General features: G+C 50.7%; 25 protein-coding genes and 1 other annotated feature. Of the genes, 7 read left to right on the forward strand and 18 right to left on the reverse strand.

The features are described from left to right. Positions 1–17: 17 nt before the first annotated feature. The 15 genes from ydiV to ACLJPQ_RS00260 form a co-directional block, all read right to left on the reverse strand. Entirely contained in the window at positions 18–731 is a 714-nt protein-coding gene (gene ydiV, locus ACLJPQ_RS00190) for an anti-FlhDC factor YdiV (RefSeq protein ID WP_000562014.1), read from the reverse strand. A gap of 313 nt (positions 732–1,044) precedes the next feature. Beyond that, entirely contained in the window at positions 1,045–1,509 is a 465-nt protein-coding gene (locus ACLJPQ_RS00195) for a C40 family peptidase (protein WP_001213256.1), read from the reverse strand. Between the two features lie 76 nt (positions 1,510–1,585). Further along, on the reverse strand, positions 1,586–2,335 hold the full coding sequence (gene btuD, locus ACLJPQ_RS00200; RefSeq protein ID WP_000080607.1) for a vitamin B12 ABC transporter ATP-binding protein BtuD: 750 nt from the start codon (positions 2,333–2,335) through the stop codon (positions 1,586–1,588). Beyond that, complete coding sequence (locus ACLJPQ_RS00205; RefSeq protein ID WP_001181565.1) at positions 2,335–2,886, reverse strand: glutathione peroxidase; 552 nt, start codon at positions 2,884–2,886, stop codon at positions 2,335–2,337. Before ACLJPQ_RS00205 ends, btuD begins: the two co-directional genes overlap by 1 nt. A gap of 91 nt (positions 2,887–2,977) precedes the next feature. Then, positions 2,978–3,958 carry a vitamin B12 ABC transporter permease BtuC gene (btuC, locus tag ACLJPQ_RS00210; RefSeq protein WP_000954984.1) on the reverse strand — a complete coding sequence of 327 codons (981 nt, stop codon included), beginning with the start codon at positions 3,956–3,958 and terminating at the stop codon, positions 2,978–2,980. Between the two features lie 202 nt (positions 3,959–4,160). Continuing rightward, positions 4,161–4,460, reverse strand: a complete 300-nt coding sequence (gene ihfA, locus ACLJPQ_RS00215; RefSeq protein ID WP_001229266.1) for an integration host factor subunit alpha — start codon at positions 4,458–4,460, stop codon at positions 4,161–4,163. A gap of 4 nt (positions 4,461–4,464) precedes the next feature. Next, on the reverse strand, positions 4,465–6,852 hold the full coding sequence (gene pheT, locus ACLJPQ_RS00220) for a phenylalanine--tRNA ligase subunit beta (RefSeq protein ID WP_000672402.1): 2,388 nt from the start codon (positions 6,850–6,852) through the stop codon (positions 4,465–4,467). 15 nt (positions 6,853–6,867) lie between these two features. Beyond that, positions 6,868–7,851 (reverse strand): phenylalanine--tRNA ligase subunit alpha, encoded by a 984-nt coding sequence (pheS, locus tag ACLJPQ_RS00225; protein ID WP_000018570.1) that lies wholly within the window; start codon positions 7,849–7,851, stop codon positions 6,868–6,870. Positions 7,852–7,913: 62 nt separating this feature from the next. Further along, positions 7,914–8,037 (reverse strand) — a sequence feature (Phe leader region). Next, positions 7,988–8,032: a pheST operon leader peptide PheM gene (pheM, locus tag ACLJPQ_RS00230; RefSeq protein WP_001386830.1), complete on the reverse strand. Its 45-nt coding sequence runs from the start codon at positions 8,030–8,032 to the stop codon at positions 7,988–7,990. It overlaps the preceding feature by 45 nt. A 115-nt stretch (positions 8,038–8,152) precedes the next feature. After that, on the reverse strand, positions 8,153–8,509 hold the full coding sequence (rplT, locus tag ACLJPQ_RS00235) for a 50S ribosomal protein L20 (protein WP_000124850.1): 357 nt from the start codon (positions 8,507–8,509) through the stop codon (positions 8,153–8,155). Positions 8,510–8,559: 50 nt separating this feature from the next. Then, positions 8,560–8,757, reverse strand: coding sequence for a 50S ribosomal protein L35 (rpmI, locus tag ACLJPQ_RS00240; RefSeq protein ID WP_001124225.1), 198 nt, complete (start codon positions 8,755–8,757; stop codon positions 8,560–8,562). Between the two features lie 95 nt (positions 8,758–8,852). Next, the gene (infC, locus tag ACLJPQ_RS00245; protein WP_001574431.1) at positions 8,853–9,395 is read right to left on the reverse strand and encodes a translation initiation factor IF-3; all 543 of its coding nucleotides are present in this window, start codon (positions 9,393–9,395) and stop codon (positions 8,853–8,855) included. Between the two features lie 3 nt (positions 9,396–9,398). Then, the gene (gene thrS / locus ACLJPQ_RS00250; RefSeq protein ID WP_001144224.1) at positions 9,399–11,327 is read right to left on the reverse strand and encodes a threonine--tRNA ligase; all 1,929 of its coding nucleotides are present in this window, start codon (positions 11,325–11,327) and stop codon (positions 9,399–9,401) included. 259 nt (positions 11,328–11,586) lie between these two features. After that, entirely contained in the window at positions 11,587–12,441 is an 855-nt protein-coding gene (locus tag ACLJPQ_RS00255; protein ID WP_001044093.1) for a DNA/RNA non-specific endonuclease, read from the reverse strand. Continuing rightward, positions 12,438–12,752 carry a hypothetical protein gene (locus ACLJPQ_RS00260; protein ID WP_000916613.1) on the reverse strand — a complete coding sequence of 105 codons (315 nt, stop codon included), beginning with the start codon at positions 12,750–12,752 and terminating at the stop codon, positions 12,438–12,440. The genes ACLJPQ_RS00255 and ACLJPQ_RS00260 overlap by 4 nt, the downstream gene beginning before the upstream one ends. A 142-nt stretch (positions 12,753–12,894) precedes the next feature. Between ACLJPQ_RS00260 and ACLJPQ_RS00265 the strand changes: the two genes are divergently transcribed. Beyond that, complete coding sequence (locus ACLJPQ_RS00265; protein ID WP_023206639.1) at positions 12,895–13,854, forward strand: lipid A deacylase LpxR family protein; 960 nt, start codon at positions 12,895–12,897, stop codon at positions 13,852–13,854. A 48-nt stretch (positions 13,855–13,902) separates the two neighbouring features. Here ACLJPQ_RS00265 and ACLJPQ_RS00270 read toward each other — a convergent pair whose 3' ends face one another. Further along, positions 13,903–14,661 (reverse strand): YdiY family protein, encoded by a 759-nt coding sequence (locus ACLJPQ_RS00270; RefSeq protein ID WP_000770981.1) that lies wholly within the window; start codon positions 14,659–14,661, stop codon positions 13,903–13,905. A 288-nt stretch (positions 14,662–14,949) separates the two neighbouring features. On the opposite strand from ACLJPQ_RS00270, the gene pfkB reads away from it, so the two are divergent. The 3 genes from pfkB (at position 14,950) to ACLJPQ_RS00285 (ending at position 17,236) form a co-directional block, all read left to right on the forward strand. Continuing rightward, complete coding sequence (gene pfkB, locus ACLJPQ_RS00275) at positions 14,950–15,882, forward strand: 6-phosphofructokinase II (RefSeq protein WP_000251707.1); 933 nt, start codon at positions 14,950–14,952, stop codon at positions 15,880–15,882. A gap of 96 nt (positions 15,883–15,978) precedes the next feature. Further along, positions 15,979–16,269: a type V toxin-antitoxin system endoribonuclease antitoxin GhoS gene (gene ghoS / locus ACLJPQ_RS00280; RefSeq protein ID WP_000146133.1), complete on the forward strand. Its 291-nt coding sequence runs from the start codon at positions 15,979–15,981 to the stop codon at positions 16,267–16,269. Positions 16,270–16,375: 106 nt separating this feature from the next. After that, positions 16,376–17,236 (forward strand): fructosamine kinase family protein, encoded by an 861-nt coding sequence (locus tag ACLJPQ_RS00285; RefSeq protein WP_000267686.1) that lies wholly within the window; start codon positions 16,376–16,378, stop codon positions 17,234–17,236. A gap of 42 nt (positions 17,237–17,278) precedes the next feature. Here ACLJPQ_RS00285 and ACLJPQ_RS00290 read toward each other — a convergent pair whose 3' ends face one another. Continuing rightward, a complete protein-coding gene (locus ACLJPQ_RS00290; protein WP_000222158.1) occupies positions 17,279–17,815 on the reverse strand; it encodes a YniB family protein in 537 nt (178 codons plus the stop codon). A 148-nt stretch (positions 17,816–17,963) separates the two neighbouring features. Between ACLJPQ_RS00290 and hxpB the strand changes: the two genes are divergently transcribed. From hxpB to tcyP, 3 genes are all read left to right on the forward strand, one after another. Further along, the gene (hxpB, locus tag ACLJPQ_RS00295; RefSeq protein ID WP_076932756.1) at positions 17,964–18,632 is read left to right on the forward strand and encodes a hexitol phosphatase HxpB; all 669 of its coding nucleotides are present in this window, start codon (positions 17,964–17,966) and stop codon (positions 18,630–18,632) included. Positions 18,633–18,769: 137 nt separating this feature from the next. Beyond that, the gene (locus ACLJPQ_RS00300; protein WP_000505804.1) at positions 18,770–19,369 is read left to right on the forward strand and encodes a metal-dependent hydrolase; all 600 of its coding nucleotides are present in this window, start codon (positions 18,770–18,772) and stop codon (positions 19,367–19,369) included. Between the two features lie 136 nt (positions 19,370–19,505). Further along, positions 19,506–20,897, forward strand: coding sequence for a cystine/sulfocysteine:cation symporter (gene tcyP / locus ACLJPQ_RS00305; RefSeq protein ID WP_001010654.1), 1,392 nt, complete (start codon positions 19,506–19,508; stop codon positions 20,895–20,897). A 102-nt stretch (positions 20,898–20,999) separates the two neighbouring features. On the opposite strand, the gene cedA is transcribed toward tcyP, so the two are convergent. Then, entirely contained in the window at positions 21,000–21,242 is a 243-nt protein-coding gene (gene cedA, locus ACLJPQ_RS00310) for a cell division activator CedA (protein WP_000977510.1), read from the reverse strand. Positions 21,243–21,295 lie beyond the last annotated feature (53 nt).

Consider the following 21,295-nt stretch of genomic DNA (forward strand, 5'->3'; position numbering starts at 1 on the left):
ACCGGCAAACAGAAAGGTTATCGCTGAACGAGTTTAATGAGCTGGCTTACTGGCACCGGAGGCCATAGTCCGCCCTGGAATGCGCTAAACCCCAATGGCGCTGCGCGCGCAAACATCGCCTCAGTATCAATACCGGCAATCATCAGCGACTCGCAGCTGGAGGAGATCTGGGCAACGATAGCGTGCATGAATGGTTCGAATGAGATCATTTCAGCTCGCTGCTGAATAAAATTTTTATCCAACATGACTCGTTTGAAAAGCCCATCGAAAATAGCTTTAGTCGACGCCTCGCCTGCCCCAAAATTTGCCAGCATTAATGGGAAATGCATTGCCAGATTAGCTAACGTTTCATTGTTTTTGCCCTGGTTTAATCCAGGATAATTCTCATTTATAGCTAATTCAAGAAACGGAAAGCGCGCTGCCCGGGAAAAAAGTTCGCTATCTAATAATAATAAGTCACTAATTGCAGGCGGTAAATTAAGCCATGCAATAAGTTTATGCTGAATAAAAAAGTGCTGACAGGTTTCTAACAACGCCAGTTTTTCAACAAACAGACAGTATTGTTCCTCCACCGAAAGGCGAGGCGCTACCAACTCAGTCGGCATCCGCACGGCGCCGTCTTCAGAGGCAAACGTTGCAATAATCTCCAAACCAACAAGCCGAGCGTTTTCATCCATGACGGGAAGGAAAAAGAGTTCGGAATGGTAAAGCTCATCAAGTGAAGCAATCATTACGCCAGTCCCATGGTTAGGGCGCTATTCGCCATCCAGTCACTACGGACGGAAACAGACGTAACTTCAGATACTAATTGAAGCGTCATCATTTTTCTTGTTTACCGGTAAACCGGTTCCTTTTTTTAACTTACTCTGATTATAAACCAATATTCAATCTTGTACTTTTAACAGGGCGTGAACACGCCCGTTTTTAATAAAAGTACGTTTGTAAATGCTACGGTTATATCATTATATATGATGACAACAGATGTCATAAGTTCAACCGGCGATATGTTAAAAATAGACTATAAAATTTATATCGTCTGCGAGGTTAAATTCGCCGTGCCTGCCAGAAGTTTTTTCGCCAGTACACATTATCCAGCGATGAACGCATCACGCCACGACTGGTAGAGGCATGAATAAACTCATTATTTGTATCGTAAATACCAACATGTAAACCACTTTCGCCCGAACCGGTTTTAAAGAAAACCAAATCTCCGGGCAGCAATTCATCTTTATCGATTCTGGTGCCGATTTTTGATTGTTCACGCGTATCACGAGGCAACTGCAAATCAAACTTGTCGCGCATAGTGACTACCACAAAGCCGGAACAGTCCACGCCTCTGCGACTCATGCCGCCGTAACGGTATGGCGTACCGCGCCAGGACTGCAACTGATCGTTCAGACCCGCAATGACGGTAATGGAGTCTGATAATCTGGCATTTGGCGCCGGTGCCCGATGAGTACTGCATCCTGCCAGGAACAATGCTGTGATAACAAGAAGCCAAAAACGCATGCCGCAACAATCCTCTGTTTTTATTTTGGTATTAATTTAGCGTCGAAATTACCTGCTTTTCAAGAAACGATTTTACTTAAGTGGCCGAAATGAGCATTGGATGCCCCTCGACGTCGAGTCGTCGAAAGCGCAGACCGTAGGCTTGCGCCAGATAAGAGGGGGTGAGCACCTCTTCCCGGCGGCCGCAGGCAATGAGTTTACCGCGCTTTAGTAACCAGGCTTTATGCGCATGGCGCAGCGTGTGGTTCAGATCGTGGCTACTCATCACAATCGCAATTCCTGCCTGACATAAATGATGTAATACCCGATCCAGAGCGTTTTGTTGCGCAACATCGAGACTGTTCATCGGCTCATCAAGCAGCAATAATTGACCGACCGGATTAGCGTCGGGATGAATTTGTAGTACAACGGCAGCAAGGCGAACACGCTGCCACTCGCCACCGGAAAGCTGATTCACGCTTCGCCCCAGTTTGTCGCCCAATCCAAGCATATCGGCCACCTCGTTAAGCTGCCCGGTTCGCGTTTTATCAGGTTGATGCAATGTCAGGTAATGCCAGACCGGCATGGCGAACGGCGGATTTTGCTGTTGCGCAAGATAAGCGCGGTGTTGGGCAAGCGTTGCCGTCGCCCATGCCTCCAGCGGCGCTCCGCCAAACCTGATGCTCCCCTCGCCGGAGGTTAACCCCGCCATACGCGCCAGTAGCGTGCTTTTCCCGGCGCCGTTCGGCCCGACAAGATGAAGGATCTCTCCTGCGCTTACTTCGCCGGAAAGCGGCCCCAGGCGGGTGCTCTCGGCGACATCCTTTAATTGCATCAATTGAGACATTATTTTGCCAACGCGATTTTTATGCTTTCCATCACAATAGGATCTTCAGGCGTCATATCCGGCGAAAAACGCTGTACCACCTGACCATCCCGGCCTACCAAAAATTTTTCAAAATTCCACAGAATATCATCCGGATAGAGTGGCGTACGCCCTTTGCTTACCATCCGTTCGTAAAAGCCGCTCTTCTCCGGCGCGACTGCCGTTGGCGCAGCGGCTATCAGTTTTTGATACAGCGGATGGCGCGCGTCGCCATTCACATCAATTTTACTGAACATCGGGAACGTGACGCCCCAGGTGCTGGCACAATAGGTTTTAATCTCCTCTTCGCTGCCTGGCTCCTGCCCCATAAACTGGTTGCAGGGAAAACCCAACACGACAAACCCCTGATCTGCCCACGCCTTCTGGATATTTTCCAACTGTTCATATTGCGGCGTCAGGCCACATCTGGAGGCGACGTTTACAATGAGCAGCACTTTTCCGGCGTATTTTTCAAGTGTAGTGACCTCTCCATCAATCGTCGTAACGTGAGTATTAAGAAGCGAGTTTTGCATGGTGTCTCCCTGATGTCGGTAGAATAGCGGGTTTCATCGTTAGCCTTTAATCATAGACTGCGAATGATGAAAGCAGTTGTTTACCGATGCGCTAACGCGCGGATTTGAGTAGCAGCCAGATAAACACTGGCGCCCCCAATGTGGCGGTGACCACCCCGATAGGCAGTTCAGCCGACGCCAGCGCCAGTCGGGCGACCACATCAGCCAATAGCAGGGCGATAGCCCCGGCCAGCGCGCAGCCGGGAAGTAAAACCCGGTGATCGGTTAAACCACATAAGCGCAGGATGTGCGGAATAACCAGACCGATAAAACCAATCGCCCCCGCCATCGCCACGCTGACGCCCACCATCCAGCCGGTGGCGACGACCAACAAATTGCGCCAGAACCACAGCGGCAGGCCAAGCTGCCGCGCCGAGGTTTCCCCTAGCGCCAGCATATTCAGCGGTTGCGACTGGCAACATATCCAGATCAGTACCGGGATGAGCGCAATCATTAGCCAGCTCTGCTGCCAGTCAACGCCGCCAAATCCTCCCATCATCCAGTACATTAATTGCCGCAGATCGAAAGAGGTGGAAAAATAGATAGCCCACGTCATCAGCGCGCTACAGATAATGCCTAGCGCGACGCCCGCCAACAACAAGCGGCTGGTAGAGAGATGGCGACGCGCAAAACGCAGCAGGATTAACGTAATAATGAGCGCGCCGGCTATAGCGCACAGCCCCAGCGCCCATCCTGGCAGTTGCCCCTGCCCCAGTAAGACGGCGGCAATAAGCCCAACACCGGCCCCATTCGAAACGCCGAGCAGGCCCGGTTCAGCAAGTGGATTTTCAAACAGCGCCTGCATCACGGCGCCAGATAGCGCCAGCGCAGCGCCAACCAGCAATACCGCAAGCGTGCGGGGAAGGCGAATTTGCCAGACAAACAGTTCCCCCCGGGCGCTTAACCAGTCACCGGGGGCAATCCACTGTTCGCCTGCGCATAAGCTCAGAAGTGTAGCCAGTAGCACCAGCAGTGACAGGCTCAGAAGCCAGCGAACGTTTCGTCGCTGTTGTTGGCGGGCAAAAGTCAGCATGTTATCCATTCAGCTGAAAAGAGGTAGCGTGATTTTACGGTGGGTATCCTTTACTTGAAAGAAAAAAGGCCGCAATGCGGCCTTTTTAGTTATACGGGTCATCTTTCAGGCTGACAGATACGCTGTCATCCCGCTGATCTACTTTCGGGATGGCAGCGTATCTGCCGCAATACACCCTGATGGATGTTATGCCTGGATCTGATTACTCTTCTTTGGGCGAAGCGTTTTCGACCCGGCTCTTTAACTTCTGCCCGGGTCTGAAGGTCACCACGCGCCGTGCTGTAATAGGAATATCTTCACCCGTTTTCGGGTTACGCCCCGGACGTTGATTTTTATCACGCAGATCGAAGTTACCAAAACCAGAGAGTTTCACCTGCTCACCGTTTTCCAGAGCACGACGGATCTCTTCGAAAAACAGTTCAACCAGTTCTTTGGCATCCCGCTTGCTAAGCCCAAGCTTATCAAACAGATATTCTGACATTTCAGCTTTTGTAAGCGCCATAGGTTCAATCCCTCAATGATGCCTGGAATCGCTCTTTTAATGCCTCTACACATTTGGCGACGGTAGCGGCAATCTCCTCTTCTTCGAGTGTACGGTTGGTATCCTGAAGGATCAGGCTGATAGCGAGGCTCTTATAACCCTCCGCAACACCCTTACCGCGGTACACGTCAAATAAGTTTACGCCAACTACCTGATTTACGCCAACTTTCTTACATTCGGATAAAATATCCGCTGCGGGAACGTTTTCTGCAACAACAACCGCAATATCGCGACGGTTGGCCGGGAAGCGTGAAATCTCCCGCGCCTGCGGCACGATACGGTCTGCGAGCTTATTCCATTCCAGTTCAAACACCAGCGTACGACCATTCAGATCCAGTTTACGTTCCAGTTCAGGGTGAACAACCCCAATAAAACCAATACGTTCATCTTTCAGATAAATCGCCGCAGACTGTCCCGGATGCAGTGCCGGATTCATCTCCGCCTTAAACTGGATATCACCCAGTTTGCCGGTTAAATCCAATACTGCTTCCAGATCGCCTTTCAAATCATAGAAATCAACGGTCTCTTTTGCCAGGTTCCAGTGCTCATCATAGCGGTTACCGCAAATCACGCCAGCCAGCATCAGATCCTGTCGAATACCCAGATTGGCTTGTGTATCCGGAACGAAACGTAAACCGGTTTCAAAAATACGCACGCGATTCTGCTGACGGTTTTGGTTATAGACCACCGTCGCCAACAATCCGCTCCACAGAGACAGACGCATCGCCGACATCTCAACAGAGATAGGGTTTGGCAGCAGCAGCGCTTCTGCGCCTGGATGGATGAGCTGTTGTACTTTAGGATCGACAAAGCTATAGGTAATCACTTCCTGATAGCCTTTGTCGTTAAGCATGGTTTTAACCCGCTTCAACGACAGATCGGCTTCACGGTGCGTCCCCATGATTAAACCGGCCTGGATTGGCTCGTCCGGAATATTGTTATAGCCGTAAACGCGGGCCACCTCTTCCACCAGATCTTCTTCAATCTCCATATCGAAACGCCAGGTCGGCGCCACGGCTTTCCACTCGTCCTGCCCTTCGGTCACTTCACAGCCCAGACGACGCAGAATATCACTGACCTGCTCATCCGCAATATGATGCCCGATCAGGCGATCCAGTTTACTGCGACGCAGCGTAATGGTGGCGCGTTTCGGCAACGTTGCTTCGTTGCTCACATCAATTATCGGACCCGCATCACCGCCACAGATATCAAGAAGCAGACGAGTAGCGCGCTCTATCGCTTTATATTGCAGCGCCGGGTCCACCCCGCGCTCGTAGCGGTGAGACGCATCGGTATGCAGACCGTGGCGACGAGCGCGACCGGTGATAGACAGCGGATTAAAGTACGCACACTCCAGCAGCACATTTTGCGTTTCGCCATTCACTCCGGAATGTTCGCCGCCAAAAATACCGGCTATCCCCAGCGCCTTATGGTGATCGGCGATCACCAGCGTGTCCGCATTTAACGTCGCTTCGCTACCGTCCAGCAGGACGACGGTTTCACCCTCTTTTGCCATCCGCACGACAATACCGCCATCAATGCGATCTTTATCGAAAGCATGCATTGGCTGACCCAGTTCGAGCAGCACATAGTTCGTGACGTCAACCACCGCATCGATGGAGCGAATACCACAGCGACGCAGTTTCTCTTTCATCCACAGCGGCGTCGGCGCGTTAACATTGATGCCTTTTACCACCCGGCCCAGATAGCGTGGACACGCATCAGCGGCCTCTACTGTAATCGGCAGCGTATCGCTGATAGTTGCCGTAACCGGCGCCATTTCAGGCTCCTGGAGCGGCGCTTTGTTCAGTACCGCCACATCACGCGCAACGCCGATGATACCTAAGCAATCCGCACGGTTCGGCGTGACGCTAATTTCGATGGTATTGTCGTCAAGCTTCAGGTATTCACGGATATCGGTACCCAGCGGCGCATCCGCCGGCAGTTCGATAATGCCGCTGTGATCGTCGGAAATCCCCAGTTCGGAGAAGGAGCACAGCATCCCTTCAGACGGTTCGCCGCGCAGTTTCGCCGCTTTAATTTTGAAATCGCCCGGCAGGATGGCGCCAATGGTGGCCACCGCTACTTTCAGCCCCTGACGACAGTTTGGCGCGCCGCAGACGATATCCAACAGGCGTTCTCCGCCGACGTTGACTTTCGTTACACGCAATTTGTCAGCGTTCGGATGCTGGGCGCACTCAACCACTTCCCCAACCACAACGCCATTGAAGCTTCCCGCGACCGGCTCAACGCCGTCTACTTCCAGGCCAGCCATCGTAATCTGGTTAGCCAACGCATCGCTATCAATTGCCGGGTTAACCCACTCGCGTAACCACAGTTCGCTGAATTTCATTGTTTTATCCTGCCTTTATTTAAACTGTTTAAGGAAACGCAGATCGTTTTCGAAGAATGAACGCAGGTCGGTGACGCCGTAACGCAACATGGTCAGACGTTCCATTCCCATACCAAAAGCGAAGCCAGAATAGATTTCCGGATCGATACCGACATTACGCAGCACATTCGGATGCACCATCCCGCAGCCCAGCACTTCCAGCCATTTGCCGTTTTTCCCCATCACATCCACTTCCGCAGAAGGTTCGGTGAACGGAAAATAAGAAGGACGGAAGCGAATCTGCAGATCCTCCTCAAAGAAATTACGCAGGAAGTCGTGCAGCGTACCTTTGAGGTTGGTGAAGCTGATGTTGGTATCAACAATCAGACCTTCCATCTGATGGAACATCGGAGTATGCGTCTGGTCGTAGTCATTACGGTATACACGGCCCGGCGCAATAATACGGATCGGCGGTTGCTGCGCTTTCATCGTCCGGATCTGGACGCCAGACGTCTGGGTCCGCAGCAAACGGGTCGCGTCAAACCAGAAGGTATCATGATCGGCGCGGGCCGGGTGATGACCCGGAATGTTTAACGCATCGAAGTTATGGTAGTCATCTTCGATTTCCGGCCCAGTCGCCACGGTAAAACCAAGCTCGCCGAAGAAACTTTCAATACGGTCAATGGTACGCGTGACCGGATGCAGACCGCCGTTCTCAATACGGCGCCCCGGCAGGGAGATATCGATGGTTTCAGCGGCCAGACGGGCGTTAAGCGCTGCGCTTTCCAGCTCGGCTTTACGCGCGTTAAGAGCCTGTTGTACCTGCTCTTTCGCGGCGTTAATGACTGCCCCGGCTGCCGGACGCTCTTCCGGCGGCAGATCGCGTAGGGTCGTCATCTGAAGGGTTAAATGCCCTTTCTTGCCCAAATATTCGACGCGTACATTGTCTAACGCGGCAACATCTGACGCCTGGTTAATGGCGGCCGCTGCATTGGCAACCAGCTCTGCGAGATGTGACATGGTTTTCCTCATTGTGTCGGTGAAGACACCGGTTCATTGGACGTAATCTCTCGATTTCAGATACAAAAAAAGCCTCCATCAGGAGGCTTTTTTGCGCTGTTTTTCGTTTCGTTTTTCACGCGCTAGCCTCCTGGGATCAGGTGCTAAAGTAAAAAAAGAAACGGAAAATAGCAGCGTTCATGCTTGCGTTACCTTATGTGGTAAAACCGAATATCCTTTATTGAAAAGGGTTACAGGTCAATTGTCAACTCACTGAACAGTAAATAAAAGAGAGGGAGCCAGGCTCCCTCTTTTCACTGGCTTATGCCAGAGCTGCTTTCGCTTTTTCAACCAGCGCGGTGAACGCGACTTTGTCGAATACGGCGATATCAGCCAGGATCTTACGGTCGATTTCAACAGAGGCTTTTTTCAGGCCGTTGATGAATTTGCTGTAAGAAATACCGTTCTGACGTGCTGCTGCGTTGATACGCGCAATCCACAGTTGACGGAACTGACGCTTACGTTGACGACGGTCACGGTAAGCATACTGACCAGCTTTGATAACTGCCTGGAAGGCAACGCGGTATACGCGAGAACGCGCACCGTAGTAGCCTTTGGCTTGTTTCAAAATTTTCTTGTGACGTGCGCGTGCAATTACACCACGTTTTACGCGAGCCATATGTGCTCTCCTGTATCTATTCTAATTAAAAAGTTAAAAACGTTAACGGCTTATGCGTACGGCAGGCACGCGATAACCAGGCCCAGATCGCCTTTAGAAACCATGGCTTTCGGACGCAGGTGACGTTTACGTTTAGTCGCTTTTTTGGTCAGAATGTGACGCAGGTTAGCGTGCTTGTGCTTAAAACCACCTTTACCGGTTTTTTTGAAGCGCTTAGCAGCACCGCGTACGGTCTTAATTTTTGGCATTTTAATAACTTCCACTTCGCATTGTTAATAAACGAAACATAGGCGAACAAAACCTGTGAAGCCCGAAGGCTTCACAGAATTGTTACTTGAAGGCCTTACTGTTTCTTCTTAGGAGCAAGCACCATGATCATCTGACGGCCTTCGATCTTCGTTGGGAAGGATTCGACCACTGCCAGTTCTTGCAAATCGTCTTTCACGCGATTAAGCACTTCCATACCGATTTGCTGGTGGGCCATTTCACGACCGCGGAAACGCAGCGTGATTTTGGCCTTATCGCCCTCTTCGAGAAAGCGAATCAGGCTGCGGAGTTTTACCTGATAGTCGCCTTCATCTGTCCCAGGACGGAATTTAATTTCCTTCACCTGGATAACTTTTTGCTTTTTCTTCTGTTCCTTAGAAGACTTACTCTTTTCATAGAGGAATTTGCCGTAATCCATTATACGACAAACCGGCGGCTCGGCGTTAGGGCTGATTTCGACTAAGTCTACTCCGGCTTCTTCAGCTTTTTCCAGAGCTTCTCTCAGACTCACAATACCAAGCTGCTCGCCTTCCAGACCTGTTAAGCGAACTTCTTGCGCGCGAATTTCGCTATTAATACGATTCGGACGCGCCGTTTGAACTCGTTTTCCGCCTTTAATACTTTATTCCTCCAGTTGTTGAAGACTGCGGCTGCGAATCTCTTGTTGCAGCTTCTCAATCACGTCATTTACGTCCAGACTGCCCAGGTCTTTACCGCGGCGGGTGCGAACGGCAACTTTGCCTGCTTCCACCTCTTTATCACCACAGACCAACATATAAGGGACACGACGTAAAGTGTGCTCGCGGATTTTAAAGCCAATCTTCTCATTTCTCAAGTCTGCTTTTACACGAATGCCCGCATTTTGTAGTTTCTGCGTCAATTCGTTAACGTATTCAGACTGCGAATCGGTAATATTCATCACGACTACCTGAACAGGCGCGAGCCATGTCGGGAAGAAACCAGCGAACTCTTCGGTCAGGATACCGATGAAGCGTTCCATCGACCCAAGAATCGCACGGTGAATCATTACCGGCACCTTACGCTCGTTGTCTTCGCCTACATAGGAGGCGCTCAGACGAGACGGTAAGGAGAAGTCCAGCTGTACTGTACCGCACTGCCATGCACGATCGAGGCAGTCATATAAGGTAAATTCAATTTTCGGACCGTAGAATGCGCCTTCACCCAGTTGATACTCAAACGGGATATTATTTTCTTCCAGCGCAACCGCCAGATCCGCCTCAGCACGATCCCACATCTCATCGCTGCCGATACGCTTATCAGGACGAGTGGAAAGCTTGACGACGATCTTCTCGAAGCCAAAGGTGCTGTACATATCGTAGACCATACGAATACAAGCGTTAACTTCATCGCGGATCTGCTCTTCGGTGCAGAAGATATGCGCATCATCCTGCGTAAAGCCGCGTACGCGCATCAGACCATGCAGCGCGCCTGATGGCTCGTTACGGTGGCAGCTACCGAATTCCGCCATACGCAGCGGCAAATCACGATAGGATTTCAGACCCTGGTTAAAGATCTGAACGTGGCCCGGGCAGTTCATCGGCTTGATGCAATATTCGCGGTTTTCTGAGGATGTGGTGAACATCGCATCTTTATAGTTGTCCCAGTGCCCGGTTTTTTCCCACAGCACACGGTCCATCATGAACGGGCCTTTAACTTCTTGATACTGGTACTCTTTGAGTTTAGAACGAACAAAGACCTCCAGCTCGCGGAAGATAGTCCAGCCGTCGTTATGCCAGAACACCATGCCCGGCGCTTCTTCCTGCATATGATACAGGTCGAGCTGCTTACCAATTTTACGATGGTCGCGTTTTGCGGCCTCTTCCAGGCGCTGCAGATAAGCGTTCAGAGCTTTTTTATCTGCCCATGCCGTACCGTAAATACGCTGCAGCATCTTATTATTGCTGTCACCGCGCCAGTATGCGCCGGCAGTTTTCATTAGTTTAAAGTGATGGCAGAAACGCATATTCGGCACGTGCGGACCACGACACATGTCGACATATTCTTCATGATGGTACAAGCCTGGCTTATCATCATGGGCGATATTTTCATCAAGAATAGCGACTTTGTAGCTTTCACCACGCTTCACGAAGGTTTCACGCGCTTCGTGCCAGCTGACTTTCTTCTTGATAACGTCGTAATTTTTCTCGGCGAGCTCATGCATCCGCTTTTCGAGCGCTTCGACATCTTCCTGAGTTAGCGTGCGGTCAAGATCAACGTCATAGTAAAAACCGTTGTCGACAACCGGGCCGATCGCCATTTTCGTGTGCGGCCAAAGTTGCTTGATAGCGTGACCTAACAGATGCGCGCAAGAGTGACGAATGATCTCCAGACCCTCTTCATCTTTTGCGGTGATGATGGAAAGCGTCGCATCATTTTCAATCAGATCGGAAGCATCAACCAGCTCGCCATTCACACGGCCCGCAATGGTGGCTTTCGCCAGGCCAGGACCAATGTCCAGAGCAACATCCATCGGGCTTACAGGGTGGTCATAATGGCGTTGGCTGCCATCAGGAAGAGTAATAACAGGCATGTAATATCCTTATTTGCAGTGGTGACCCATACGCAAGATCACATACAAAGAGAAAATGAATTTATTGACAGTGAGTTGTGTATCCATCTAGCCAACCATTGCTAAATTGGCGCACAACCTTCGACACAGACGAAAATCGCTATTTTCGTCCGGCATGACGATGGTAACACTAAAAAAAGGGAGATTGCATCACTCTGTAGCAAATCAAGACCCTTGACAGGGTTTCTCCATTATCTTTCTACGCGCCGTATAGCGCTTCTCATCGACAACCTAACTTCTGCGCCAAACTCCCCTTTGTCGTTTTCACCTCGCTGGCTACCGCTTCAGGCAAGGCAGACCACAGCGTCAGCACTGGCTTCGTTTTATGTTCGATAGCCTCCACGGTAACCTGATAGTCGCAAAAATTCGCCGAACGGGGCGTATTCTGATCCATAATAAACGCAGCGTAATTTCCTTCACTTTTTGACGGCGCCGTTCCGGTGAATAAAACCTTCCAGTACCCGCTGGGAATTTCTACCGTCGCATCTTCTGGCAATGTGGCGATATGCCGCTCAAAAAGGGGGCCGGTCACTACGTGCACTACAGATACATCAGCCTGTTTGGCAAGTTCGCGCACCCGGTTTTCCAGTGCAGCCCATGCTCCCTGGTTCAGGGCGGATTTCTGCGGCGTAATATTCGATAAATAATTTAACGACGGCCAGTCCGAAACGCCGCCCAATCCTGCCAACGGCGCCTGGTGTCCCCTGTCGACTTTTAATAGCGTATGGGCATTTTTATAGGCCGAAGGGGCCAACGTATCCGAGGGCGGTAAATCGGGGTCCTGCGCCCAGTTCCGCGGGCGACCGCTTGCCTGGCTGGTCTTTGTCACGCTATAGGCAACCCAGTTGGCAAATTTCGTGGCGCTATTATTATTGAGCGTATAGACATGGCGATAGATTGTTTGTTGACTTCCTCCTTGAGGACAGCCAACGCTACAGTTATCAGGTTGTTGAACGAGTACGTTACGATGGGGTAACTCGGGTGCCGATGTTGTATCCTGGGGAGGATACGATGTAGTACATGCGCTTAATAATACTACGGGCAGTAATTTTAGCAGATTAATGGTTTTATTCATTTTTTCTTCCTTAATAATAACTGCCCTAATAATTCAGATGGCAATAATTTGGTTATATTACCCTGCCAGCCGTTAGATGCGCTCATCATTAAAGACAACACTATCACGGTAAAAATTAATAACAGATAAACATCGAAGCCATCAAAGAAAATGAGCTCAAAAGAATACAACATGATATTCATGTTGATACCAAAAAACATCGTATTATATGCATAATCGTGAAGCCAATAATTTCTCGCACTCAGATAGCGAATGAAAAATGGATATTCAATAATATCTGGCGCATGTTTTTTAACACCATTTTTCAACATTAAGGCAACGTATCCTCTCAATGACTCGCTGCTGGCAGGAGTTTAGTTATATTTAAAGGTTTAATAGGCACTGCGCATCATGCTGCTGTGCTTATTACTTTGTAAAAATAAGAGTATTCACTTTCATATTCACGGGTAAAAAGTGAACAAATACAGCTATTGCGCAACGATGATTGCCGCCATACTCAGTACGACCACAATGGCCAATGCCAGTAGCCTTGCTATTTCAGTGGCGAATGATGATGCAGGTATATTTCAACCATCCTTAAATGCCCTTTATGGGCACAAGGCTGCAGACCGGGGTGATTATACTGCCGGGCTCTTTTTAGGCTACAGCCACGATCTCACTGACGCCAGTCAACTCTCTTTTCATATCGCGCAAGATATTTATTCTCCATCAGGCGCCAATAAGAGAAAGCCTGAAGCCGTCAAAGGCGACCGCGCGTTCAGCGCCTTTCTTCATACCGGACTGGAGTGGAATTCATTAGCCACCAATTGGTTACGTTATCGTTTAGGTACCGATATCGGCGTTATTGGTCCTGACGCAGGCGGTCAGGAGGTTCAGAATCGGGCGCATCGAATAATAGGCGCAGAAAAATACCCTGCCTGGCAGGATCAAATTGAAAACCGTTATGGTTACACGGCAAAAGGAATGGTCTCCCTTACGCCAGCTATTGATATTCTGGGTGTCAATGTGGGCCTCTATCCAGAAGTCTCTGCTGTCGGCGGCAATCTCTTCCAGTATTTGGGGTACGGCGCAACCGTTGCGCTGGGAAATGATAAGACCTTCAACTCTGATAATGGGTTTGGGTTACTGTCCCGCCGAGGGTTAATACACACTCAAAAAGAGGGATTGATCTATAAAGTATTTGCTGGCGTTGAGCGCAGGGAAGTTGATAAAAACTACACGTTACAGGGGAAAACGCTGCAAACAAAAATGGAAACGGTGGATATTAATAAAACCGTGGATGAATATCGCGTCGGTGCCACCATCGGCTATTCTCCCGTCGCATTTTCTCTTTCTTTAAACAAAGTCACGTCGGAATTTCGCACCGGAGACGACTATTCTTATATCAACGGCGACATCACCTTCTTCTTCTGAGGCGTCACCACGGAATAACCGGGTTACGTAACGTAACCCGGCGCAATATTACATCTTATAGCCCAGCGTTACCGTAGTGCGGCGATCGGTATGTTCCGGCGCTGATTCAGGCGGCTGCGAGTTCCACGTTAAATTATACCCCACCTTTAGACCAAAATGTTCGTTAATGGCGACATTGAGGGCTGTTTCCGAATTTAGTGTGGTGTCTTCTGCGCCAAATACTGACACCCCCTGTGTAAACTTAGCATTGTCAGTTAACTGCCAGGCATAGCTGCCGGAAGCATAACCCAACGGCTGCGTTTCAGTGGTATCGTCCGTATGTTCGTCATAGCGAACCCCTGGACCGAATTCAAAACGGAAGCTGTGCACTGGACCATTAAGGAACTGCCGCCCGTAACCGGCGGTCAGTACGTCGCGCTGACGATAACCGTTGAAACGGTCTGTCAGCCAACTGGCCTGGCCAAAGGTATAATCATAATCCGTCATATTAAAACGGTTACGCGCGCCTACCGCATATTTTTCTGAAGAGCGTTCATCATTAGAGGAGGTATTGCTGGCATTGCCCCATAATGACCAGGCGGTACGTTGTCCATACCAGGTCATCGCCGTGTCAGCCGTTAAGGAAGAACTTTTAGTATTGCCTGACTGAGCAAGGTAGCCCGCATTCAGATTACCTTCAAAAGGTTTTTTCGCGGTGGAGGGATCATCCATGACAGTAAAAACGGAATCATCGGCGGCGGCATACAGAGACGCGAACACGCCACCCGCCAGCATAACTACAGCGGGTACTGCCTTCAAAAGCTTCATTTATATAGAGTCCGTACAACTAAAAAAGAGACCACGACGGTCCCGGAAACTTTCATAGGGATCAATGACAAACGCCCCTGGAAAGGTAGCGAATTATAAGAAGCCCCGAATAACATAGCAATCAATTACTATTTCATTTTTTGAATAAGAACCCTCCCGAAGCATTCATTTATTTATATAACTTTACATCGTACTTCTTTAAATAAAGATCCGGAAAATCATATTGTTAATTCCTTCACTTTCCGGGGATTAAGTGCCAGACTGAAATCAGCCTAACAGGAGGTAACGATGGTACGTATCTATACGTTGACGCTTGCGCCCTCTCTCGATAGCGCAACAATCACGCCGCAAATTTATCCCGAAGGTAAACTGCGGTGCTCCGCGCCAGTATTCGAACCCGGCGGCGGGGGTATTAATGTCGCTCGCGCCATTGCGCATCTTGGCGGCACCGCGACCGCAATTTTCCCGGCTGGCGGCGCTACCGGCGAACATCTGGTCGCACTACTGGCTGACGAAAATGTCCCCGTGTCTACCGTCGATGCGAAAGACTGGACGCGTCAGAACCTGCACGTCCACGTCGAGTCCAGCGGCGAACAGTATCGTTTTGTTATGCCCGGCGCCACGCTGGACGATGACGAATTTCGCCAGCTTGAAGAACAGGTACTGGAAATTGAATCCGGGGCAATTCTGGTTATCAGCGGCAGCCTTCCGCCCGGCGTTAAGGTCGAGAAACTCACGCAACTGATTTCCGCCGCGCAGAAGCAAGGCATTCGCTGCATTATTGATAGCTCTGGCGACGCGCTCACCGCCGCGCTGGCGCTTGGCGATATCGAACTGGTGAAACCTAACCTGAAAGAATTGAGCGCCTTGGTTAATCGCGATCTGACGCAGCCTGATGATGTGCGTAAAGCGGCCCAGGAATTAGTGCAAAGCGGCAAGGCTCGCCGGGTAGTGGTTTCTCTGGGGCCGCAAGGGGCGCTGGGCATAGACAGTGAGAATTGCATCCAGGTTGTTCCTCCCCCGGTGAAAAGTCAAAGTACTGTTGGCGCAGGCGACAGTATGGTAGGCGCGATGACGTTAAAACTGGCGCAAGACGCGTCGCTGGAAGAGATGGTGCGCTTCGGTGTGGCGGCAGGCAGCGCTGCTACGCTCAATCAAGGTACGCGTCTGTGTTCCCGTGACGATACCCAAAAAATATACGCCTATCTTTCCGCGCAATAATCGTTTCCCCCTCGCCGAGGGGGATACCGGAAAATCGGTTAACGGGCGGCGCATCCGCCGCTGTTAAAAACACAGTTGCTCCCAACGAGGTGAACGATGGCCAGTGGCGATATTACCCGTTATGTTATTACCGTAACCTTCCATGAAGATTCCCTGACCGAGATTAACGAACTCAATAATCATCTGACGCGCAGCGGTTTTTTGCTGACATTAACGGACGATGAAGGGAATGTGCATGAGCTCGGCACCAATACGTTTGGCTTTGTTAGCGCTCAGAGCGCTGATGAAATCAAAGCGCTTGTCGCCGGACTTGCGAAAAGCGCGTTAGATAAGGATGTCGACATTACCGTGGCGACCTGGGAGGCGTGGAGTAAAAACGCACAATAAGTGCCATTCCCGCCGCGGCGCGTCCGCGATGTGCGTTAGTTCGTATTTTTCAACCGCATTTTTGCGCTAACCTTATGATCTGGCAGACAACGTGGGGAGAGACATTATGTGGCAAGCTATCAGTCGTCTTTTAAGCGAGCAAGTCGGTGAAGGCGAAATCGAACTGCGTAATGAACTGCCAGGCGGAGAAGTTCATGCCGCATGGCATTTACGTTATGCAGGCCATGATTTTTTCGTGAAGTGCGATGAACGAGAAATGCTTCGCGGTTTTACCGCAGAAGCCGATCAGCTGGAGCTGCTCTCCCGCAGTAAAACCGTTGTTGTGCCTAAGGTATGGGCGGTAGGTTCGGATCGGGATTACAGCTTTTTAGTCATGGACTACCTCTCGCCCCGCCCGCTGGATGCCCATAATGCGTTTATTCTTGGGCAACAGCTGGCGCGCCTGCACCAATGGAGCGACCAACCTCAATTCGGCCTCGATTTTGACAACGCGCTCTCTACCACGCCGCAGCCGAATACCTGGCAACGCCGTTGGTCGACTTTTTTCGCCGAACAGCGCATTGGCTGGCAACTTGAACTCGCCGCGGAAAAAGGCATTACCTTTGGTAATATTGACGCCATTGTTGAACATGTTCAGCAACGTCTGGCGTCGCATCAACCGCAGCCTTCTCTTTTGCATGGCGATCTATGGTCGGCGAACTGCGCGCTTGGCCCTGACGGCCCCTATATCTTCGATCCAGCCTGCTATTGGGGCGACAGAGAATGCGATCTGGCGATGCTGCCGCTGCATACCGATCAGCCACCGCAGATTTATGATGGCTATCAGTCCGTTTCGCCGCTACCGCTGGATTTTCTCGACAGGCAGCCGATTTACCAGCTCTACACCCTGCTTAATCGGGCAAGGCTGTTTGGCGGTCAGCACCTGGCTACTGCGCAAAAAGCGATGGATCGGCTGCTTGCGGTATAGGTACAGCCCATGCCGGATACGGGCTATCCGGCATTTTTCAGTTTACATGAAGCCTAACAAGGAAAAGAAAAAGTAGCCGAGCACGATAATAATAACCGGCAAAATATAGAGCGGGAAAAACTGTAAAAAGATGGTATGGTGCGGCACCACGATACGTGACTCTATCTGCTCACGCGTTAGCCCTTCCGCGCCTTTTGCTTTTTCCAGAATCAACTGATCTTCCACGCCTTCACGCAAAAAACGTGACTGGCGGCTCATTCTGGCGCCGGAATCCTGCATCGCCAGCCCGACAAAAATCAGAATAAAAATGAGCCAGAAACCGATATTCAGGCTTCCCTGAAAATTCGGCGTCGGCGAGTTGTACCAAAAAACATTCAGAAACGGCGTATTCACGCGCATCATGTCTATCATTACGTGGGTAAAATCCAGCATTACCGCATTTATCCCCTCCTGCTTTTCACTGTGCGCATACATAAATTTAAGGACTGAGATGAGCGTGGAAAGCAGTGCCGGAATAAAAATAACCCACCCTACAACTCTTTTTAGGATTGCAATGCGTCCAGCTTGTTGATACGTCATGAGTTCCCCTTGATAAAGACGCGTCGTTTTGGCCTAAGTCTACCTGTTGATTCCCGTTTTCGCCTGATCTTTAAGGGCGATATACTAAGAACATGGTCATAATGAACGCTTAATTCGTTATTTTTTAATCTCAACAGGAGAGGTTGTGATGTCAACCCCACGTCAAATTCTTGCTGCAATTTTCGATATGGATGGACTACTGATCGATTCCGAACCGCTCTGGGATCGAGCTGAACTGGACGTGATGGCAAGTTTAGGCGTAGATATTACTCGGCGCCATGAGTTACCAGACACGCTTGGGCTACGCATTGATATGGTTGTCGATCTCTGGTTTGCGCAGCAACCGTGGAGCGGCCCCGATCGCCAGGAAGTGACAAACCGTGTTATTGCCCGCGCGATTACGCTTATCGAAGAGACGCGCCCTCTTTTGCCGGGTGTGCGCGAGGCCGTGGCACTGTGTAAAGCGCAGGGGCTATTAGTGGGGCTTGCCTCGGCATCGCCGCTGCATATGCTGGAAAAAGTGCTCACCATGTTTGGGCTGCGCGACAGTTTTGACGCGCTGGCCTCTGCGGAAAAATTGCCCTACAGCAAACCGCATCCGCAGGTCTATCTGGATTGTGCGGCCAAATTAGGCGTTGATCCATTAACCTGCGTGGCGCTGGAGGATTCGGTGAATGGTCTAATCGCGGCAAAGGCGGCGCGAATGCGCGCCATTGTGGTGCCAGCAGAAGAAAACCAGCATGATCCGCGCTTTGCGCTGGCGAATGTCAAACTTAACTCACTGACAGAGCTGACGGCGGCGCATCTACTCGGTTAAGATGTTTCCGAAACAAAGTCAACGGGCAATTAGCCGCTGAGCCAGACGGCAAGCGGCTTTGACAGAGACAAAGAGTTACAACGTCACCACTTCCGCCTACTGTATAAAAACCCTATACTGTATGAATTGACAGTTTAATGGGTTTTATCATGACGGCGGAAGGACATCTTCTTTTTTCTATAGCCAGCGCGGTTTTCGCCAAGAATGCCGAGTTAACGCCCGTCCTTGCACACGGCGACTGGTGGCATATTATTCCTTCGGCTATTTTGACCTGTCTGCTGCCGGATATCGACCACCCCAAATCTTTTCTTGGTCAGCGCCTGAAATGGGTATCGAAACCGATCGCCCGCGCGTTCGGTCACCGGGGGTTTACCCATAGTCTGCTGGCGGTCTTTGCCCTACTGGCGACCTTTTATCTCAAGGTACCTGATACGTGGATTATCCCGGCGGATGCGCTGCAAGGCATGGTACTTGGCTATTTAAGCCATATCGTCGCGGATATGCTCACCCCCGCAGGCGTTCCCTTACTGTGGCCGTGCCGCTGGCGTTTCCGCCTGCCTATTCTGGCGCCGCGCAAAGGCAATCAACTGGAGCGATTTTTATGTATGGCGTTGTTTGCCTGGGCGGTGTGGATGCCGCAGTCCATGCCGGAAAACAACGTCATACGCTGGTCTTCGCAGATGATCACTATCCTGCAAATGCAGTTCAATCGTTTTATAAATCACCAGATTGATTAGTAAATCAACACCAAAGTCATTTTTGGTATAAACCATTCCATTTGAATATAAGAGCCAGCTCACAGTTCTGCTAATCTTGCGCGAACAGAATCGCTAAAACACAGCGCTTCATAATAAAAAAATCAGGAGAACGGGGATGAATTTTCCATTAATTGCGAACATTGCGGTGTTCGTCATTCTGCTGTTTGTACTGGCGCAGGCCCGTCATAAACAGTGGAGTCTGGCTAAAAAAGTGCTTGTCGGCCTTGTGATGGGCGTGATCTTTGGTCTGGCCCTGCACACCATTTATGGCGCTGACAGTCAGGTGTTAAAAGACTCCATTCAGTGGTTCAATATTGTCGGCAACGGCTATGTGCAATTGCTACAAATGATTGTGATGCCGCTGGTATTCGCCTCTATTTTAAGCGCCGTGGCACGACTGCATAACGCCTCTCAATTGGGGAAAATCAGTTTTCTGACTATCGGCACGCTGCTGTTTACTACCCTTATCGCAGCGCTGGTGGGCGTGCTGGTCACCAATCTGTTCGGACTGACGGCGGAAGGTCTGGTTCAGGGCGGCGCGGAAACCGCGCGTCTGAATGCCATTGAGACGAGCTATGTCGGCAAAGTGGCCGATCTCAGCGTGCCGCAACTGGTGCTGTCTTTTGTACCGAAAAATCCGTTTGCGGATCTGACTGGCGCAAATCCTACGTCTATTATCAGCGTGGTGATTTTCGCCGCATTCCTGGGCGTGGCCGCGCTTAAACTGCTGAAAGATGATGCGCCAAAAGGCGAGCGTGTGCTTGTTGCTATCGATACCCTGCAAAGCTGGGTGATGAAGCTGGTGCGTCTGGTGATGCAACTTACGCCTTACGGCGTACTGGCGCTGATGACGAAAGTGGTTGCCGGCTCTAATTTGCAGGACATCATTAAGCTTGGAAGCTTCGTGGTAGCGTCATATCTTGGTCTGGCGATAATGTTTGTGGTTCACGGCATACTATTGGGCGTGAACGGGATTAGCCCGCTGAAATATTTCCGCAAGGTGTGGCCGGTGCTGACATTTGCCTTTACCAGCCGCTCCAGCGCCGCCTCCATTCCACTTAATGTCGAAGCGCAAACCCGCCGCCTGGGCGTGCCGGAGTCCATCGCCAGCTTTGCTGCCTCTTTTGGCGCGACCATCGGCCAAAACGGTTGTGCCGGTCTTTATCCTGCAATGTTAGCGGTAATGGTTGCGCCGACGGTCGGCATCAACCCCTTAGACCCCGTATGGATAGCCACGCTGGTGGGTATCGTTACCGTAAGTTCGGCGGGTGTTGCCGGCGTTGGCGGCGGCGCGACCTTCGCCGCGCTGATTGTGCTGCCTGCCATGGGCTTACCGGTCACGCTGGTCGCGCTGTTAATCTCCGTCGAACCGTTGATTGATATGGGCCGTACCGCACTGAACGTGAGTGGCTCAATGACCGCGGGTACGCTGACCAGCCAGTGGCTGAAGCAGACCGATAAAACCATTCTCGATAGCGAAGAAGACGCTGAACTGGCGCATCGATAATACATTATCGGGAGTTCACATCGTCTGAGACACGACGATCGGCAACTCAAAATGTCTGTCACTAAAAACGCCGGTCTCCAGTACCGGCGTTTTGTTTTTTTCTTAGTCAGCGATTTCGTTTTCCTGGCGAACCTGATTCGCCCAACGCTGCGCCGATTCTGGCACGCTAAAGGCGGGCGACCGTTGAAATGACTCCCCCGTCAGAACAAAGGCAACATATTTACCGCGCAGTATCCAGACGTCGCGAAACGTATCCATTTTTATCGCATGTTCCGGCGGCGCGGGTTCAACACGCGGAATATAGCTAATAATCTGGCGATTTTGCTGGCGAAGAGGTTTCATCATTAATGCTTCACTAAAAGAGGCTAAGGCTAAAAATCAGAAAAACACTATTTTAG

It is taken from the genome of Salmonella sp. SAL04213, from assembly GCF_046550535.1.
Lineage (GTDB): Bacteria > Pseudomonadota > Gammaproteobacteria > Enterobacterales > Enterobacteriaceae > Salmonella > Salmonella enterica.

Excerpts from the sequence above, each read along its gene's own strand:
- ihfA (WP_001229266.1), bottom strand. The coding sequence starts at position 4,460 with ATGGCGCTTACAAAAGCTGAAATGTCAGAATATCTGTTTGATAAGCTT.
- ydiV (WP_000562014.1), bottom strand. The coding sequence starts at position 731 with ATGATTGCTTCACTTGATGAGCTTTACCATTCCGAACTCTTTTTCCTT.
- cedA (WP_000977510.1), bottom strand. The coding sequence starts at position 21,242 with ATGATGAAACCTCTTCGCCAGCAAAATCGCCAGATTATTAGCTATATT.
- rpmI (WP_001124225.1), bottom strand. The coding sequence starts at position 8,757 with ATGCCAAAAATTAAGACCGTACGCGGTGCTGCTAAGCGCTTCAAAAAA.
- pfkB (WP_000251707.1), top strand. The coding sequence starts at position 14,950 with ATGGTACGTATCTATACGTTGACGCTTGCGCCCTCTCTCGATAGCGCA.
- ACLJPQ_RS00300 (WP_000505804.1), top strand. The coding sequence starts at position 18,770 with ATGGGTTTTATCATGACGGCGGAAGGACATCTTCTTTTTTCTATAGCC.
- ACLJPQ_RS00205 (WP_001181565.1), bottom strand. The coding sequence starts at position 2,886 with ATGCAAAACTCGCTTCTTAATACTCACGTTACGACGATTGATGGAGAG.
- hxpB (WP_076932756.1), top strand. The coding sequence starts at position 17,964 with ATGTCAACCCCACGTCAAATTCTTGCTGCAATTTTCGATATGGATGGA.
- rplT (WP_000124850.1), bottom strand. The coding sequence starts at position 8,509 with ATGGCTCGCGTAAAACGTGGTGTAATTGCACGCGCACGTCACAAGAAA.
- ACLJPQ_RS00290 (WP_000222158.1), bottom strand. The coding sequence starts at position 17,815 with ATGACGTATCAACAAGCTGGACGCATTGCAATCCTAAAAAGAGTTGTA.
- tcyP (WP_001010654.1), top strand. The coding sequence starts at position 19,506 with ATGAATTTTCCATTAATTGCGAACATTGCGGTGTTCGTCATTCTGCTG.
- ACLJPQ_RS00270 (WP_000770981.1), bottom strand. The coding sequence starts at position 14,661 with ATGAAGCTTTTGAAGGCAGTACCCGCTGTAGTTATGCTGGCGGGTGGC.
- ACLJPQ_RS00255 (WP_001044093.1), bottom strand. The coding sequence starts at position 12,441 with ATGAATAAAACCATTAATCTGCTAAAATTACTGCCCGTAGTATTATTA.
- ACLJPQ_RS00195 (WP_001213256.1), bottom strand. The coding sequence starts at position 1,509 with ATGCGTTTTTGGCTTCTTGTTATCACAGCATTGTTCCTGGCAGGATGC.
- ACLJPQ_RS00285 (WP_000267686.1), top strand. The coding sequence starts at position 16,376 with ATGTGGCAAGCTATCAGTCGTCTTTTAAGCGAGCAAGTCGGTGAAGGC.
- ghoS (WP_000146133.1), top strand. The coding sequence starts at position 15,979 with ATGGCCAGTGGCGATATTACCCGTTATGTTATTACCGTAACCTTCCAT.
- pheT (WP_000672402.1), bottom strand. The coding sequence starts at position 6,852 with ATGAAATTCAGCGAACTGTGGTTACGCGAGTGGGTTAACCCGGCAATT.
- btuD (WP_000080607.1), bottom strand. The coding sequence starts at position 2,335 with ATGTCTCAATTGATGCAATTAAAGGATGTCGCCGAGAGCACCCGCCTG.
- pheS (WP_000018570.1), bottom strand. The coding sequence starts at position 7,851 with ATGTCACATCTCGCAGAGCTGGTTGCCAATGCAGCGGCCGCCATTAAC.
- ACLJPQ_RS00260 (WP_000916613.1), bottom strand. The coding sequence starts at position 12,752 with ATGTTGAAAAATGGTGTTAAAAAACATGCGCCAGATATTATTGAATAT.
- thrS (WP_001144224.1), bottom strand. The coding sequence starts at position 11,327 with ATGCCTGTTATTACTCTTCCTGATGGCAGCCAACGCCATTATGACCAC.
- btuC (WP_000954984.1), bottom strand. The coding sequence starts at position 3,958 with ATGCTGACTTTTGCCCGCCAACAACAGCGACGAAACGTTCGCTGGCTT.